General features: G+C 60.0%; 11 protein-coding genes. 10 read left to right on the forward strand and 1 reads right to left on the reverse strand.

Annotated elements, in window-relative coordinates:
* The first annotated feature begins 92 nt into the window (after nt 1-92).
* The 8 genes from OZX73_RS04015 to OZX73_RS04050 all read left to right on the forward strand — a co-directional run bounded on the left by OZX73_RS04015 (nt 93) and on the right by OZX73_RS04050 (nt 9,852).
* Nucleotides 93-1,331, forward strand: a complete 1,239-nt coding sequence (locus OZX73_RS04015) for an argininosuccinate synthase (protein ID WP_277147772.1) — start codon at nt 93-95, stop codon at nt 1,329-1,331.
* Nucleotides 1,332-1,661: 330 nt separating this feature from the next.
* Entirely contained in the window at nt 1,662-3,149 is a 1,488-nt protein-coding gene (gene argH / locus OZX73_RS04020) for an argininosuccinate lyase (protein WP_277147774.1), read from the forward strand.
* 74 nt (nt 3,150-3,223) lie between these two features.
* On the forward strand, nt 3,224-3,973 hold the full coding sequence (locus tag OZX73_RS04025) for a GDSL-type esterase/lipase family protein (protein WP_277147776.1): 750 nt from the start codon (nt 3,224-3,226) through the stop codon (nt 3,971-3,973).
* Between the two features lie 220 nt (nt 3,974-4,193).
* Entirely contained in the window at nt 4,194-5,516 is a 1,323-nt protein-coding gene (gene tyrS, locus OZX73_RS04030) for a tyrosine--tRNA ligase (RefSeq protein WP_277147778.1), read from the forward strand.
* A gap of 103 nt (nt 5,517-5,619) precedes the next feature.
* Nucleotides 5,620-7,827, forward strand: a complete 2,208-nt coding sequence (locus OZX73_RS04035; protein ID WP_277147780.1) for a helicase — start codon at nt 5,620-5,622, stop codon at nt 7,825-7,827.
* Nucleotides 7,827-8,873, forward strand: a complete 1,047-nt coding sequence (locus tag OZX73_RS04040; protein WP_277150922.1) for an HAD-IIA family hydrolase — start codon at nt 7,827-7,829, stop codon at nt 8,871-8,873. Before OZX73_RS04035 ends, OZX73_RS04040 begins: the two co-directional genes overlap by 1 nt.
* Before the next feature lies 1 nt (nt 8,874).
* The gene (locus OZX73_RS04045) at nt 8,875-9,081 is read left to right on the forward strand and encodes a hypothetical protein (protein ID WP_277147782.1); all 207 of its coding nucleotides are present in this window, start codon (nt 8,875-8,877) and stop codon (nt 9,079-9,081) included.
* A 36-nt stretch (nt 9,082-9,117) separates the two neighbouring features.
* A complete protein-coding gene (locus OZX73_RS04050; protein ID WP_277147784.1) occupies nt 9,118-9,852 on the forward strand; it encodes a TlyA family RNA methyltransferase in 735 nt (244 codons plus the stop codon).
* Here OZX73_RS04050 and OZX73_RS04055 read toward each other — a convergent pair.
* Nucleotides 9,834-10,523, reverse strand: a complete 690-nt coding sequence (locus tag OZX73_RS04055; protein WP_277147786.1) for a hypothetical protein — start codon at nt 10,521-10,523, stop codon at nt 9,834-9,836. The two genes, OZX73_RS04050 and OZX73_RS04055, sit on opposite strands and share 19 nt — an antisense overlap.
* Nucleotides 10,524-10,877: 354 nt before the next feature.
* On the opposite strand from OZX73_RS04055, the gene OZX73_RS04060 reads away from it, so the two are divergent.
* Together OZX73_RS04060 and recN are read left to right on the forward strand one after the other, a co-directional pair.
* Nucleotides 10,878-11,831: an NAD kinase gene (locus OZX73_RS04060; protein ID WP_277147788.1), complete on the forward strand. Its 954-nt coding sequence runs from the start codon at nt 10,878-10,880 to the stop codon at nt 11,829-11,831.
* Nucleotides 11,832-11,836: 5 nt separating this feature from the next.
* A complete protein-coding gene (gene recN, locus OZX73_RS04065) occupies nt 11,837-13,648 on the forward strand; it encodes a DNA repair protein RecN (RefSeq protein WP_277147790.1) in 1,812 nt (603 codons plus the stop codon).
* The last annotated feature ends 26 nt before the right edge of the window (nt 13,649-13,674 follow it).

The raw sequence follows: 13,674 nt of genomic DNA on the forward strand, positions 1-13,674 counted from the left end.
TAATCTCAAAATCCGGACAAAACACAAATCGAATTGAATATTTATACGAAGTGACGTATATTAAACGTATAAAACGTTGAAGAAAGGCTATCATGAGCGATAAGAACCGCATCGTACTCGCGTATTCCGGAGGTCTTGACACCTCCGTGGCCATCCCGTATCTGAAGGAGCGCACCGGCAAGGACGTCGTCGCCGTCTCCCTCGACGTCGGCCAAGGCGGCGAAAGCCTCGAGACCATCCGCCAGCGCGCGTTGGCTTGCGGTGCCGTCGAAGCCTACGTCGTCGACGCCCGCGAGGAATTCGCCAAGGAATACTGCATGCTGGCGCTCAAGGCTAACGCCAAGTACGAAGGCGTCTATCCTCTGGTTTCCGCCATTTCCCGTCCGCTGATTTCGAAGCATCTCGTGCGTGCCGCCCACCAGTTCGGCGCCGACACCATTTCGCACGGCTGCACCGGCAAAGGCAACGACCAGGTGCGTTTCGAGGTCTCCATCGCCTCGATCGATCCGAACTTGAAAGCCATCAGCCCGATTCGCGACCTCTCGCTGACTCGTGACGTCGAGATCCAGTTCGCCAAGGACCACAAGCTTCCCATCACGCAGACCGAGAAGAGCCCGTATTCCATCGACCAGAACGTCTGGGGACGCGCCATCGAGACCGGTTTCCTCGAGGATCCGTGGAACGGCCCGACCAAGGACTGCTATACCTACACCGACGATCCCGCGTTCCCGCCCGTTGAGGATGAGGTCGTCATCGAATTCAAGCAGGGCGTGCCCGTGAAGATCGACGGCAAGGACGTCACCCCGCTGCAAGCCATCGAAGAAATGAACCGCCGCGCCGGAGCCCAGGGCATTGGCCGCATCGATCTCATCGAAGACCGCCTGGTCGGCATCAAGTCCCGCGAGCTCTACGAAGCGCCAGGCGCCATGGCGCTCATCACCGCACATGAAGAGCTCGAGAACTGCTGCCTCGAACGCGAGCAGCACCGCATCAAGCGCGACATCGACAAGCGTTGGGCCGAACTGGTCTACGACGCCCAATGGTTCTCGCCCGCGGTCCGTTCGCTCAACGCCTTCATCGAAGACACGCAACGCTACGTTTCCGGCGAGATCCGCATGGTCATGCACGGAGGCCGCGCCGTGGTCACTGGCCGTCGCAGCGATTCCTCGCTCTACGACTACAAGCTCGCCACCTACGATTCCGGCGATACATACGACCAGAACGCCTCCAACGGATTCATTTCGATTTACGGCCTGCCCGACAAGGTCGCCGCCGCCCGTGATGTGAAATTCGGCAACGGCATCGAAGTCCCGGACAACTCCGTCGAGTGATTGTTTATTCATTATTAAAAACATTGTTTAAGAATCCTTATCTTTAAGGATTCTGACTATGGGGAGACTCGGAGATATACAATGTTCGGGACACTCAAGGCCGTTCGGCCAAGCCTACGCCCGAACATCGCATATCTCCGAGTCTCTTTTGACTTATGTCTTGTAATAGATAATGCTCATTAGCCCATTGAGGTCTGGGGATATGCGTTGTTACGGCGTAAGACACGGCCGAGCGGCCAAGGAGCGTCCGGAACAACGCATATCCCCAGACCTCCGCACAGTCAGTTATGTTTAAAGCGTTGTTGGTTAAGCAATGAAGGGACTTGAAGGATGACGGAGCAGGAAAAGAACGGGAATGAGCACTTGGCGCTGTGGGGCGGACGGTTTAAGTCTGGGCCGTCTCCGGAGCTGGCGCGACTCTCCAAATCGACGCAGTTTGATTGGCGGCTCGCCGATGACGATATCGCGGGATCGCGGGCGCATGCTCGGGCGCTCGGCAAGGCCGGGCTGCTGAGTGACGATGAGTTGAAACGCATGGAAGAGGCGCTCAACAAGTTGCAGAAGCTTGTGGATTCAGGGGAGTTTGCTCCTGTCGAAGACGACGAGGACGAGGCCACGGCGCTGGAACGTGGGCTGCTCGAGATCGCGGGGGACGAACTCGGCGGCAAGCTGCGCGCCGGGCGTTCGCGCAACGACCAGATCGCCTGCCTCATCCGCATGTGGCTGCGTCGTCATGCGCGCACAGTCGCCGGTCTGGTGCTCGGTGTGGTCGATGCGCTGATTGGTCAGGCCGAGAAGGCCGGGGAAGCCGTGATGCCAGGGCGCACGCACATGCAGCATGCCCAGCCCGTGCTGCTCGCGCATCAGCTGATGGCCCATGTCTGGCCGCTCTTGCGCGATGTCGACAGGCTCGCCGATTGGGACAAGCGCATGGATGAAAGCCCGTACGGTTCCGGCGCGTTGGCTGGTAATACACTTGGGCTTGACCCGGAAGCCGTGGCTCACGAGCTCGGATTCTCGCGCGTCACCGCCAATTCGATTGACGGCACCGCAAGCCGTGATTTGGTGGCCGAGTTCTCGTTCATCGCCGCCATGATCGGTGTTGACCTGAGCCGCCTATCCGAAGAAATCATCATCTGGAACACGCAGGAATTCGCCTTCGTGCGTCTCGACGACGCCTATTCCACCGGTTCCTCGATCATGCCGCAGAAGAAGAACCCGGACATCGCGGAACTCACTCGCGGCAAGTCCGGCAGGCTTATCGGCGATCTGACCGGCCTTATGGCCACGCTCAAGGGCCTGCCGACGGCCTATGCTCGCGATTTGCAGGAAGACAAGGAAGCGGTGTTCGATCAGGTCGACACGCTTGAGACCTTGCTGCCTGCCTTCGCCGGCATGGTGCGCACGATGGTCTTTGACCTCGACCGTCTCAAGGCGCAGGCGCCTACCGGTTTCGCCCTGGCCACCGACATCGCCGAATGGCTGGTCAAACAGGGTGTCCCGTTCAGGCACGCCCACGAGCTTTCCGGCGCATGCGTCCAAATGGCGGAAAGCCGCGGCGTGGAGCTTTGGGATCTGAACGATGACGATTTCGTCACCGTATTCAAGGATTTCCTACCCGCCGATGTCGCACCGCAAGTCCGCAAGGTCCTTTCGGTGGAAGGTTCCGTCGACCAGCGTAATGGCAAGGGCGGCACCGCGCCCGTCCGCGTGCGTGAGCAGATCGCCGAGGCCAAGCAAGTCGCGGTCAAGGCGCAAATGTTTGCCGATTCCGTTAGCGATGGCCCGGCATACGTAAAACCAGACGCAGTGCGCTGATTTGCCGTTTTTTACCTCGCCTTGAGTACGATGGCATGCTGAAAGCCGGGTACTGCAGAAAGGCGTGAGACCGTATGACATTGGGTATCGGAACTCCGATAGCGACCATTCAGGCATTGTGGGCGAAGCACACGATTCATCTGGCGGACCCGCCGGAAGGTGAGCCGTTCGGGGTCCGAAAATTCGACCAGTCAATGTCCAACGATGTCAAACCGCTGACCATCTGCGCCATCGGCGATTCCATGGTTGCCGCCTGCGGTACGCAGAACCAGCAGGAAGGGTTGATTCCCGACATCGCAGAAGGTTTTGCGCATAAGTTCCGTCGCGATGTCAGCTGGGAAGCGCACGGAAAACTGGGTGCCACGATGCGTCGTGTACGCTATCGTCTGCTTCCTGAAGTCCTCAAATCCGGCAAGACGTTCGACATCCTCCTGCTGTGCGCCGGTTCCAACGACATCATGGCCAACCGCACGCTTGACGAATGGCGTGCCGATCTTTCCGTCGTGCTCGACGAAGCCAAGCCGCTTAGCGACCATATCGTCGTCTTGAGCCCCGGCCAGATGCAGCATGAGCCTTCGCTGGGCAAGGCTTTGCGTCGTGCACTTGAGCGCGAGATGGACGAGCAGGCTGCCGTAAGCAAGGAAGTCTGCGCCGAACATGGTGCCACCTATGTCGATATGATCCACGAGAACGTGCATGCCGACGCGCCGGATTTCTTCTCGCCGGACCATTTCCATCCCAGCGCGCAGGGCTACCAATACATGGTCGACGGCGTGATCGCCAAGCTCGGACCCGCATTTGTGCAACAGTTCGTCGTCCAGTGATTGTCCGGTTTTCCTGAAGTTTCTGTCACTTTAGGATTTTGATTCCGTTTGGTGACTCCGCTTTTGCAAAAGTTAACGGATTGAATGATTCGGTTGGGTGGAATCTAGAAAATCCCACAATCGAAGTGACGTTGTTGTGTCGCTATCATCTGTGAAAATGGATTGGTTATGGAGCCATCGGCTCTGGTTGTTTTGATACAAAAGAATAGGGGAATAGGTTATGGCTCACGTCACCAACTTCAAGGAAGCGGGATTCGACTCCCTCTTCGATGAATTGAACTGGCGCGGGTTGATTTCCCAGTCCACGGACCGGGATCAGCTCGCTAAAGCGCTCAACGGCGGGCCGATCACCTATTATTGCGGTTTCGACCCCACTGCGGCCTCCCTGCACATCGGCAATCTCGTGCAGTTGATCAACATGCGCCACCTGCAGGAGGCTGGCCACCATCCCATCGCGTTGGTCGGCGGTGCCACCGGGCTTATCGGCGATCCCCGCCAAAGCGGCGAACGTACGTTAAACCCCAAGGATGTCGTGGAAGGCTGGGCGCGGCGCCTCAAGAAGCAGATCGGCACGATTCTGGTGACCGATGGCGATAATCCCGTGCGTTTTGTCTCCAACTACGACTGGACCGCGCAGATGTCGGTCATCGACTTCCTGCGCGACGTCGGCAAGAACTTCCGCATGGGCACCATGCTCGCCAAGGACACCGTGGCGCGCCGGCTCAAGAGCGACGAGGGCATCTCCTTCACTGAGTTCAGCTATCAGGTCCTGCAGGGCAACGATTTCCTCCATCTTTTCGATGAATACGATTGCACGTTGGAACTAGGTGGCTCCGACCAGTGGGGCAACCTCACCAGCGGCCTCGACCTGATTCGCAAGGTGCGCGGCGAGAACGTCAACGTTTTCACCAGCCCGATCATCACCGACAGCCAAGGCAAGAAATTCGGCAAGTCCGAAGGCAACGCCGTCTGGCTTGACCCGACGATGCTGAGCCCCTACAAGTTCTACCAGTTCTGGTACAACCAGCCCGATGGCGAGATGCTGAAGCTTCTGAAGGCCTTCACCTTCCTGCCCAAGGCCGAGATCGAGCGGCTCGCCCACGAGGCCGAGGTCAACCCCGGTGCACGCGAGGCGCAGAAGGCGCTGGCTTGGGAGGTCACCAGCTTCGTGCACGGCGAGAAGGTCACGCAGGAGGCGCTTGATGCGGCTTCGGCGCTGTTCGGACGCGGCGGGGACTTGAAATCCATCAGCTCCGACATGCTGCGTTCCTCCATCGACGGCCTCAAGATCGAGAACGAGGAAGGCGAGAAGGTCTTCGCCAAGGCGGTCATCGGCGAGCGCATCGCCCAGGCGGCGGTTTCCGCGGGTCTGTTCAAGTCGATCTCCGAGGCGCGCAAGACCATCAAGTCCGGCGGCGTCTACGTCAACAACGCGCGCGTCGAGGACCAGGACCAGGAGCTGAAAGGCGACGATTTCCTCGCCGACCACTACGCGCTGATCCGCAGGGGCAAGAAGGCTGTAGGGGTCGTCGAGCTTGGCTGACAGCAAGCTTTCATTGAAATGATTAGAATTTATTAGAAAATAACAATATTTGGATGTCACGCTGGTAGCGCGAAACGGCAAAAGAAAAGCAAAGGTAAAGCATATGGCAGAAGAACAGCGCGGCAACCGCGACGGCAATTCATACGGTCACGGTTCGTCCCGTCCCAGTGGCGGCTACAGGGGTCACGGCGGGTATCGCGGCAACAATCGCGGCGGAGGTTTCCACAAGGGTGGCCACGGCGGATACCGTGGACATGACGACGATAGGCGCGGCGGCTACCGCGGCAACGGCGGGCACCGCGACTTCCATCGTGACGGCGAACGTAGCGGCGGTTACCGCGGACACGGTGACGGGGATCGTCGTGATTTCCATCGTGATGGCGAACGTGGCGGCTATCGCGGCGATGGCGACCGTAGGGACTTCCATCGCAACGATGACCATCGCGGAGGCTACCGTTCCGGTGGCTATCGTGGGCGTGACGACGACAGGCGCGGGGGTTACCGCGGCAATGGTGGTCACCGTGACTTCCATCGTGACGGTGAGCGTGGCGGATACCGTGGTGACGGCGACCGCAGGAACTTCCGTCGCGATGACGACAGGCGCGATTTCCACAAAGACGGCGACCGCAGGGACTTCCACAAAGGCGGTTACCGCGGACACGACGATGACAGGCGCGGGGGTTACCGCGGCGGGGATGACCGTAGGGACTTCCATCGCAATGATGACCGTCGTGGCGGCTACCGTTCCGGCGGCTATCGCGGGCATGACGACGATCGTCGTGGCGGCTACCGCGGCAACGACCGTCGTGATGGCGATCGCCGTGACTTCCATCGCAACGACGACCGCAGGGGCGGCTACAACTCCCGCGGCAACGACCGTCGTGACTTCCACCGTGATGATCGGCGAGACGGCGATCGTGGCGGCTACAAGGGCTACAACGACCGTCGCGATGATCGACGTGACGACCGCCGTGGCGGCTTCCACAATGACGGCCGTGAGGAATACATGCACAACGGCCCGCGCCGCAATTCAGATGGCACGGTCTCGTTCCCCTCGCAGAACCCGTATACCGACCGCCGTCCTGGCGAGCCGCGCATGCCCAAGGGCATGGAATGGTCGATGCTTTCCAAGGACGAGAAGGAACGTCTGAGGGGGCTTTCCAAGGAGCACGCCGAGAACATTGGACTGCACATCCTCGCCGCCTATGCGCTTGAGGAAAGCGACCCGAAGGCCGCGCGTGACCACGCCGAATGGGTGGCACATCAGGCCTCACGCATCGATTTCTCGCGCGAGACGCTGGCGTTCATAGCTTACCGTCAGGGTGACTACAAGACCGCGCTGAAGGAGTTCCGTACCGCGCACCGCATGAATGGCTACAACGATTACCTGCCGTTCATCGCCGATTGCGAACGCGGCCTCGGCAACCCGAAGCGCGCCATCGAGATGGCGATGTCCGACGACGCCAAGGCGCTCACCGGCGAATCCAAGGCCGAGATGTTCCTGGTCTATGCCGGCGCACTCGGCGACTTGGGGCTTTGGGACAAGGCCGTCGATGTGGTCAGCAAGCTGGCGGACACCAAGGGCCTTCCCGGTGCCTACCGCATGCGTGCGCTGCAGGCCGAGCAGTACTTCCTTGAGGAATCCGGCCATGGAGACGAGGCCGCCGACCTCGACACCACCATCGAGGCGCTTGAGAACAAGTACGCCGATGAGGATGAGGACGACGAGGACGCTGACGAGGTGGTCATCGATTACGATCTCGAACGCCTGCCCGACGACATGATGGAAGAGCTCGGCATCACCGAAGACGACGCCCAGTATGCGCCCGATCCCTATGAGGATGACGACGATTACGACCGTGATTCCGATTCCGAAAACTCCGATGGCGACGACGAAGATTCAGATGAGTCTGATGAGGATCATTCCGATGACGACGGTACCGATTCGGACGAGGCGTTAGGTGAGGAACTGGATACGGACGCCAATCTTGATGACCAGTCCCAGTCCGCGCTCGACCCGCAGACCCTGGAAGCCCAGGAAAGCGCCGAAGCCACCGCCAAGGAAAATGCAGACAGCATGGAAGTCGTCGATGAGTCCGGTGAATCCGATGAGTCCGAGGATTCCGAGGCTGACCAAGAGGCGCAAGGCGAAGTCGGCGAGGACGACGAGGCCGAGACCGAAGGCGACGCAGATGACGACGAGAACGAGTTGTCCGCGGAGGAAACCACCGAGGGCGCCGAGGATTCGGACGACCCCGCGGTGAAGCAGGAAGTCGCGGACGAAAAAGACGAGTCCGGCGAAGAGGAGTAATACAAACAGTGCTCAAGGCAACCGAACAACCAATCGAGCAGGCCTACGGGCTCGCATTGCTGGATCTCGACGGCGTGGTCTACCGGGGCAAGAACCCGGTGGATTACGCCAGCGAGGCCATCACCAAGGCCCAGCAGGCCGGGATGACGGTGGAATACACCACCAACAATTCCTCGCGCTACCAGCAGACCGTGGCCGACCAGCTTCAGGGCTTCGGCCTTGAGGTCGAGCCATGGCAGATCATCACCTCATCGGTTGTGGCCGCCCGCATGGTGGCACGTGCCGTGCCGAAAGGCGCGAAAGTGCTCATCGTCGGCGCCGGACATCTGCGTGAGGAACTGGAAAAGCAGGGGCTTGTCGTCGTTGATCGTGTTGAGGACAATCCGGCCGCAGTAGTGCAGGGCTGGTATCCCGAGGTCGGCTGGAACGAGCTCGCGAACGCCTCGTACGCCGTGGAGCGCGGCGCGCAATACTTCGTGACGAACCGGGATCTGACGATTCCGCGGGAACTGGGCATCGCTCCCGGTAGCGGCTCGCTGATCCAGGCCGTCATCACGGCCACCGGCGTCGAACCGGTCGCCTCCGCCGGAAAACCGGAAGCCGCCATGTATGACGAGGCGCGTCTTCTGGCCTCGCACGACGGTGCCACGTTGGTCCCCAAGGACCGTTGCCTGGCCATCGGCGACAGGCTTGACACGGACATCGAGGCGGGCAACCGCGGTGGCTACGATTCGCTGGTCGTTCTCACTGGCGTGGCCGACCCCGAGCAGCTGATGCTGGCCCCGGCCCATCTGCGCCCGACCTACATCTCACGTGATCTGCGTGACCTGCATGTGGCGATGCCACAGTTGGTCCGGGTTTCCGATACCGAATGGCGATGCGAGAACGCCACCGCCGAGCTTGCAGGTGACGAGGTCCGTGTCAGCGACGTCCATGACATCAACGCGTTGCGGGCCGCGTGCAATCTGCTTTGGAGCCTTGCCGATGGCGGCAAGGTGGATACGGCCTCGCTAAGGCTTCCAGAATTCCAACTGCAGGAGTCCTGAAATGGCTTCCGACTATGAAAACGACCGTCAAGCGGATATGGACGATTCGGCGGTTGCAGCAGGACACGACGCCACTTCCGCTGAGGACTTGCGTGAGCGTTATCCCCAGCTCCGTGGTTTCGCGGATATGGACGACGGACAGAAAATCGAGGCGTTCAGGAATGTGCTGGGCAGCCTTCATGATGAGCTGAACCAGCAGCAGATTTAACAAGCTGGTTTTCAAGTTCCCAAAAAGGTGGCTGAAATGCGTCTGGACGCTTACATGGCTTCTACGGGTCTGGCGCGCAGCCGTACCCAGGCGCAGCGGCTTATCCGCTCCGGCAAGGTGAGTGTCGATGGCCGGCTTGCCTCCAAATCGTCCTTCAACGTCGAATCCGGCGCTGATGTCTCTGTTGATAAAGGCGACGATTACGTCTCCCGTGGCGCCTACAAGCTGCTTGGTGCTTTCGGACGGTTCGCGGATGTTGGTCTGCCGACGCCGAAGGGCTTGCGATGCCTGGACATCGGCGCGTCCACCGGCGGCTTCTGCGACGTGTTGCTCCGGCATGGCGCGGCCAAGGTCATCGCCCTCGACGTGGGGCATGGCCAGCTTGATCCGCGCATCGTCGCCGACCCACGCATCATCGAGATGAGTGGCGTCAACATCCGCGATGTCGCGGCCGAGGATCTGCCATACCGTCCTTCCCTCATCGTCTCCGATGTGTCGTTCATCTCACTGACCTACGTGATTCCGGTCATCGCCAAGATCGCGGCGACACCCGCCGACATCGTGTTGCTGGTCAAACCGCAATTCGAAGTAGGCAAAGGACATCTCGGTAAGAACGGTGTGGTCGAGGACCTCGCGTTACGCGAGTCCGCCCTGAAAACCGTATGCGACTGCGCGCAGGCCAATGGCCTCAAGGTGGTGTCCACCTGTCCATCGCCGATACAGGGCACCCACGGCAACGCGGAATACCTGCTCTATGCGACCTTGCGCTGAGGCTCATCATCCTCGTCCTCCTTCCAACGGTGCTCGATGACGGTCACGCTGGAAGTCCTGTCAAGTCTCAAATCGTTGTCATACTTGACTTTTTGTGCGTGGCTGTTGCCGGCCAGGCGCACGGTGTCGGCGGTGATGTCGCCGCACACGGTGTTGCGAAGCGTCACCGTTCGCGCCTCGATGCCCTGTATCTCGTTGGGTTTGAGGTACTCATCCATGCCGAACCGTTCGAACATCGCGGTGTGCAACCGCGACACTTCGATGCGCTCGGCCTCGAGATGGTCCTGTACGCGGATATGTCCGGTGACGTTGGCATCTTGGGCGCGAAACACCTGTGCTTCGACCGAGCCTTTCACGCGGATTCGTCCGGTGGCGGACAGGAGCCGGTCGCTGGCCAGGTCGCCGGTGAAATCGATTTGGGCGGCACGCAGCGAAGTGGCGGCGTGGACGCTGCCGTGCCCGGATATAGAATCGGCGATGATGCCCGACGAAGAGCTGAGCATGCCGCCCTCGAGCACGATTCGTCTGCCTTGGCAGGTTCCTGTCTGCAAGATTCCTTCGACCACCAAAGTGTCGAAAATAGCGCGCTCGGAGAGCACGGCGTTGCCGTGGGTGATGATGACGTCGTAATCGCCGTCCTTGATATAGCCGCCAAAGGTGTTGAGATTCATGCCGCCTCCTTGCGCGCGTCCTCATCCTCTTTGTTGTCTCCGGCGATGCCCTGCCGCATCGTCTTGTTTTCTTTCTATCGGATTTTGTGGCCAAATGGGAAATCAGCTGATGAAAACAATGAATAAATCAAGATTTCTTGATATTTCTCAAGATTTGTGGTCAAGATTTCCGGATTTTCTCGGAATGCTCGACATTGATGTCCACGTGGTTGTCCGCCAGTTCCAACGGAAAACCGAAACGTCATGGATTCACTGTTCCGTGTGGTTTTCGGAGTAAGCTCGTTGTTGTAGGCACTATCCGGTTAGGATATGGGTAAAGCGTCGATATATATCATCGAGACGAAAGAGGCAGGCATGAGCGGGAATCGACACGCGGTCGTGGTCACCCACGCCCGGCTGCGCGAAACCAGTCTTCTGGTGCGCGAGGCGGTTGAGCAGCTGCAACATGCCGGTTTCACCGTCCGTGTCGTAGATAGCCTTCAGCCTCCGAAATTCGGAGAGCCTTCGCCCGTCGTCACCGCTGACACCGAGATCGTGGTGGTGCTGGGAGGAGACGGCACGATCCTCGGTGCCGCCGAATTGGTGCATGACACCGGAATCCCCATTCTCGGCGTCAATCTGGGCCATGTCGGCTTCCTTGCCGAATTCGAGAGCTTCCAATTGAGCGAAGCCATTGCGCGGGTGGCCGACCGCGACTATTCCATTGACGAGCGCCGGCTGGCGAGCGTTTGCGTGACCTCGCCGGATGGAAAGAGAACGCTCAACGATTGGGCGTTGAACGACATCACCGTCCAACAGGAGGAACGTGACCACATGATCGAGTTGTCCGTGGGGGTCGACGGGGTGGAGGCCAGCTCGTTCAGTTGCGATGGCGTCATCGTTTCGACGCCCACAGGGTCGACGGCATACGCTTTCTCGGCTGGCGGGCCGATCATCTGGCCGGACGTCCAAGCGCTGCAACTGATACCGCTTGCCGCGCATGCCCTGTTCACGCGCCCTATGGTCATCGGCGAACATTCCAGCTTCTCCGTCGATGTGCTTCCCGATTCGTTGACGGCCGGATGGATCTGCTGCGACGGCAGGAGGAAGATGAAGTTGGAATATGGCTCCCGCACCACCGTCCGCCTTTCCTCGCATTCGTTGCGGTTGGCCAGTCTCTCAGGTGTGCCGTTCACCAACCGTCTGGTCACGAAATTCAACCTGCCGAGCGTGAGTCTGCGCCAGCGCTCGCTGCTCGAGGAACGCAAACGGGAGCACATGATCGCCAATGAGGACAAGGAACGTTCTCAAGGCGCGTCTGAAAGGTGAGATCCATGCTTGAGGAACTGGAAGTTCGTAACTTGGGGCCGATTCGCTCTGCGGTGCTGGCTCCAGGCAAAGGTATGACGGCGATTACAGGCGAGACGGGAGCCGGTAAATCCATGCTCTTAAGCGCGATACGGCTCATTTCCGGCGCGACTGCAGGCGTGGGCCGTGTCGCGTCAGGCGCGGACGCCGCTTGGGCCCAAGGCATTTTCGATGTGGATGCTTCCGGCAAGGCAGCCGGGTTGGCCCGTGACGCCGGTGTGTTGGACGAAGACGGAGACGCGGCTGGCACGGATTCGGACGAAAGCGGCAGACAGGAGCTTTTTCTTTCGCGTACCGTTCCCGCATCCGGGCGTTCGCGGGCCGTGCTGTGCGGTCACAGCGTGCCCCGGAACGTGCTGGGCAATGTCGCCGGCGAATTGGTGACGATCCACGGCCAGGCAGACCAGTTGCGCCTCGCCTCGCCGGCACGGCAGCGTGAGTTCCTCGATATGGCGGCTGATGACCAAGCCGAAAGGGAAGCTTATCGTGCGGCTTGGGAGAAGTTGCAGGCGATGGACGAGCGGTTGCACAACCTCACCAACCAGGAGGCTTCGGCCCGGCAGCGCGCCGATTATCTGCGCGAGTCCATCGAGCAGATCAACAAGGTCGATCCCAAACCCGGCGAGGATGACGAGCTCAAGGAGAAACGCTCCCGTGTTGAGAATGCCGCGGAGATCGCGCAGGGTGTGGGTTCTGCGCTTTCCGCTCTGGATACCGCGCAGGTTGATGCCGACAGCGATGGGTTGGGTGCCTCGGAGGCGATCAACCACGCCATCGCGGCGTTGCGCGCCATCCATGTCGGCGGATCGTTCGAGCAGGCCGCGGACCGTTTGGAATCGCTGAACGCCGACCTTTCCGACATCATCTTCACGCTTTCCAACGAGGTGGACACCGACGAGGACGCCGAAGGACTGGATGCCATCAACTCGCGCATCCATGAGCTTGACGAGCTCACCCGCCGCTGGGGGCCGACGCTTGAGGACGTCATCGCGTGGCGTGACAAGGCGGCGTTTGAGGTCGAGGACCTGGACGCCTCGCCGGAAAAGGTGGAGGAGCTCAAGGCGCAACGTCAACAGGCTTTTGACGATGCCATGAAAGCAGCCGATGCGTTAAGTAAGAAACGCAAACTTGCGGCGAAGGCGTTGGCGGGCACGGTCACCAAGGAGCTTTCGGCTTTGGCCATGGCCGGGGCCGGCTTGGAGATTCGCGTGGTTCGGCGCGATGCCTCATCCACGAACCAACAGAACACCGTCCACGACGATGAGTCTGGCAGCTCTGCCTCGACCTGGCCGTTGGATGTCAACGGCATTGATGACATCGAATTCCTGTTCACGCCATTCCCGGGCTCGCCGCAACTGCCAATGGGCAAAAGCGCATCCGGCGGTGAACTGAGTCGGCTCATGCTGGCGCTGGAGTTGGCTGTGGCCGAAAAGCGGACTTCCGGGTCAAGCGACATGACGTTCATCTTCGATGAGGTCGACGCCGGAGTAGGTGGCAAAGCCGCCGTCGAGCTGGGCAAGCGCATCGCCAGGCTCTCCCGAACCTCGCAGGTCATCGTGGTCACCCACCTGGCCCAGGTCGCCTCCTGGGCCGATACCCAGTTCGTGGTCAGCAAAGGCAGTACCCAAGGCTCTGGCTCAAAGGCGCCAATCGAGACCACAGTCAATGAGGTCACCGGCGATGCCCGAGTCCATGAGATTGCCAGAATGCTCTCCGGCAGCGAATCCGCCACGTCCCTAAGTCATGCTCAAGAGCTTCTGGCCTCCAGTAAGCTATAGTTTGGTTTGTCAACTTGCGATATTGC

The organism is Bifidobacterium sp. ESL0775 (genome assembly GCF_029395475.1).
In the GTDB taxonomy this organism is placed as follows: Bacteria; Actinomycetota; Actinomycetes; order Actinomycetales; family Bifidobacteriaceae; genus Bifidobacterium.

Excerpts from the sequence above, each read along its gene's own strand:
- OZX73_RS04015 (WP_277147772.1), top strand. The coding sequence starts at position 93 with ATGAGCGATAAGAACCGCATCGTACTCGCGTATTCCGGAGGTCTTGAC.
- argH (WP_277147774.1), top strand. The coding sequence starts at position 1,662 with ATGACGGAGCAGGAAAAGAACGGGAATGAGCACTTGGCGCTGTGGGGC.
- OZX73_RS04025 (WP_277147776.1), top strand. The coding sequence starts at position 3,224 with ATGACATTGGGTATCGGAACTCCGATAGCGACCATTCAGGCATTGTGG.
- tyrS (WP_277147778.1), top strand. The coding sequence starts at position 4,194 with ATGGCTCACGTCACCAACTTCAAGGAAGCGGGATTCGACTCCCTCTTC.
- OZX73_RS04035 (WP_277147780.1), top strand. The coding sequence starts at position 5,620 with ATGGCAGAAGAACAGCGCGGCAACCGCGACGGCAATTCATACGGTCAC.
- OZX73_RS04045 (WP_277147782.1), top strand. The coding sequence starts at position 8,875 with ATGGCTTCCGACTATGAAAACGACCGTCAAGCGGATATGGACGATTCG.
- OZX73_RS04050 (WP_277147784.1), top strand. The coding sequence starts at position 9,118 with ATGCGTCTGGACGCTTACATGGCTTCTACGGGTCTGGCGCGCAGCCGT.
- OZX73_RS04055 (WP_277147786.1), bottom strand. The coding sequence starts at position 10,523 with ATGAATCTCAACACCTTTGGCGGCTATATCAAGGACGGCGATTACGAC.
- OZX73_RS04060 (WP_277147788.1), top strand. The coding sequence starts at position 10,878 with ATGAGCGGGAATCGACACGCGGTCGTGGTCACCCACGCCCGGCTGCGC.
- recN (WP_277147790.1), top strand. The coding sequence starts at position 11,837 with ATGCTTGAGGAACTGGAAGTTCGTAACTTGGGGCCGATTCGCTCTGCG.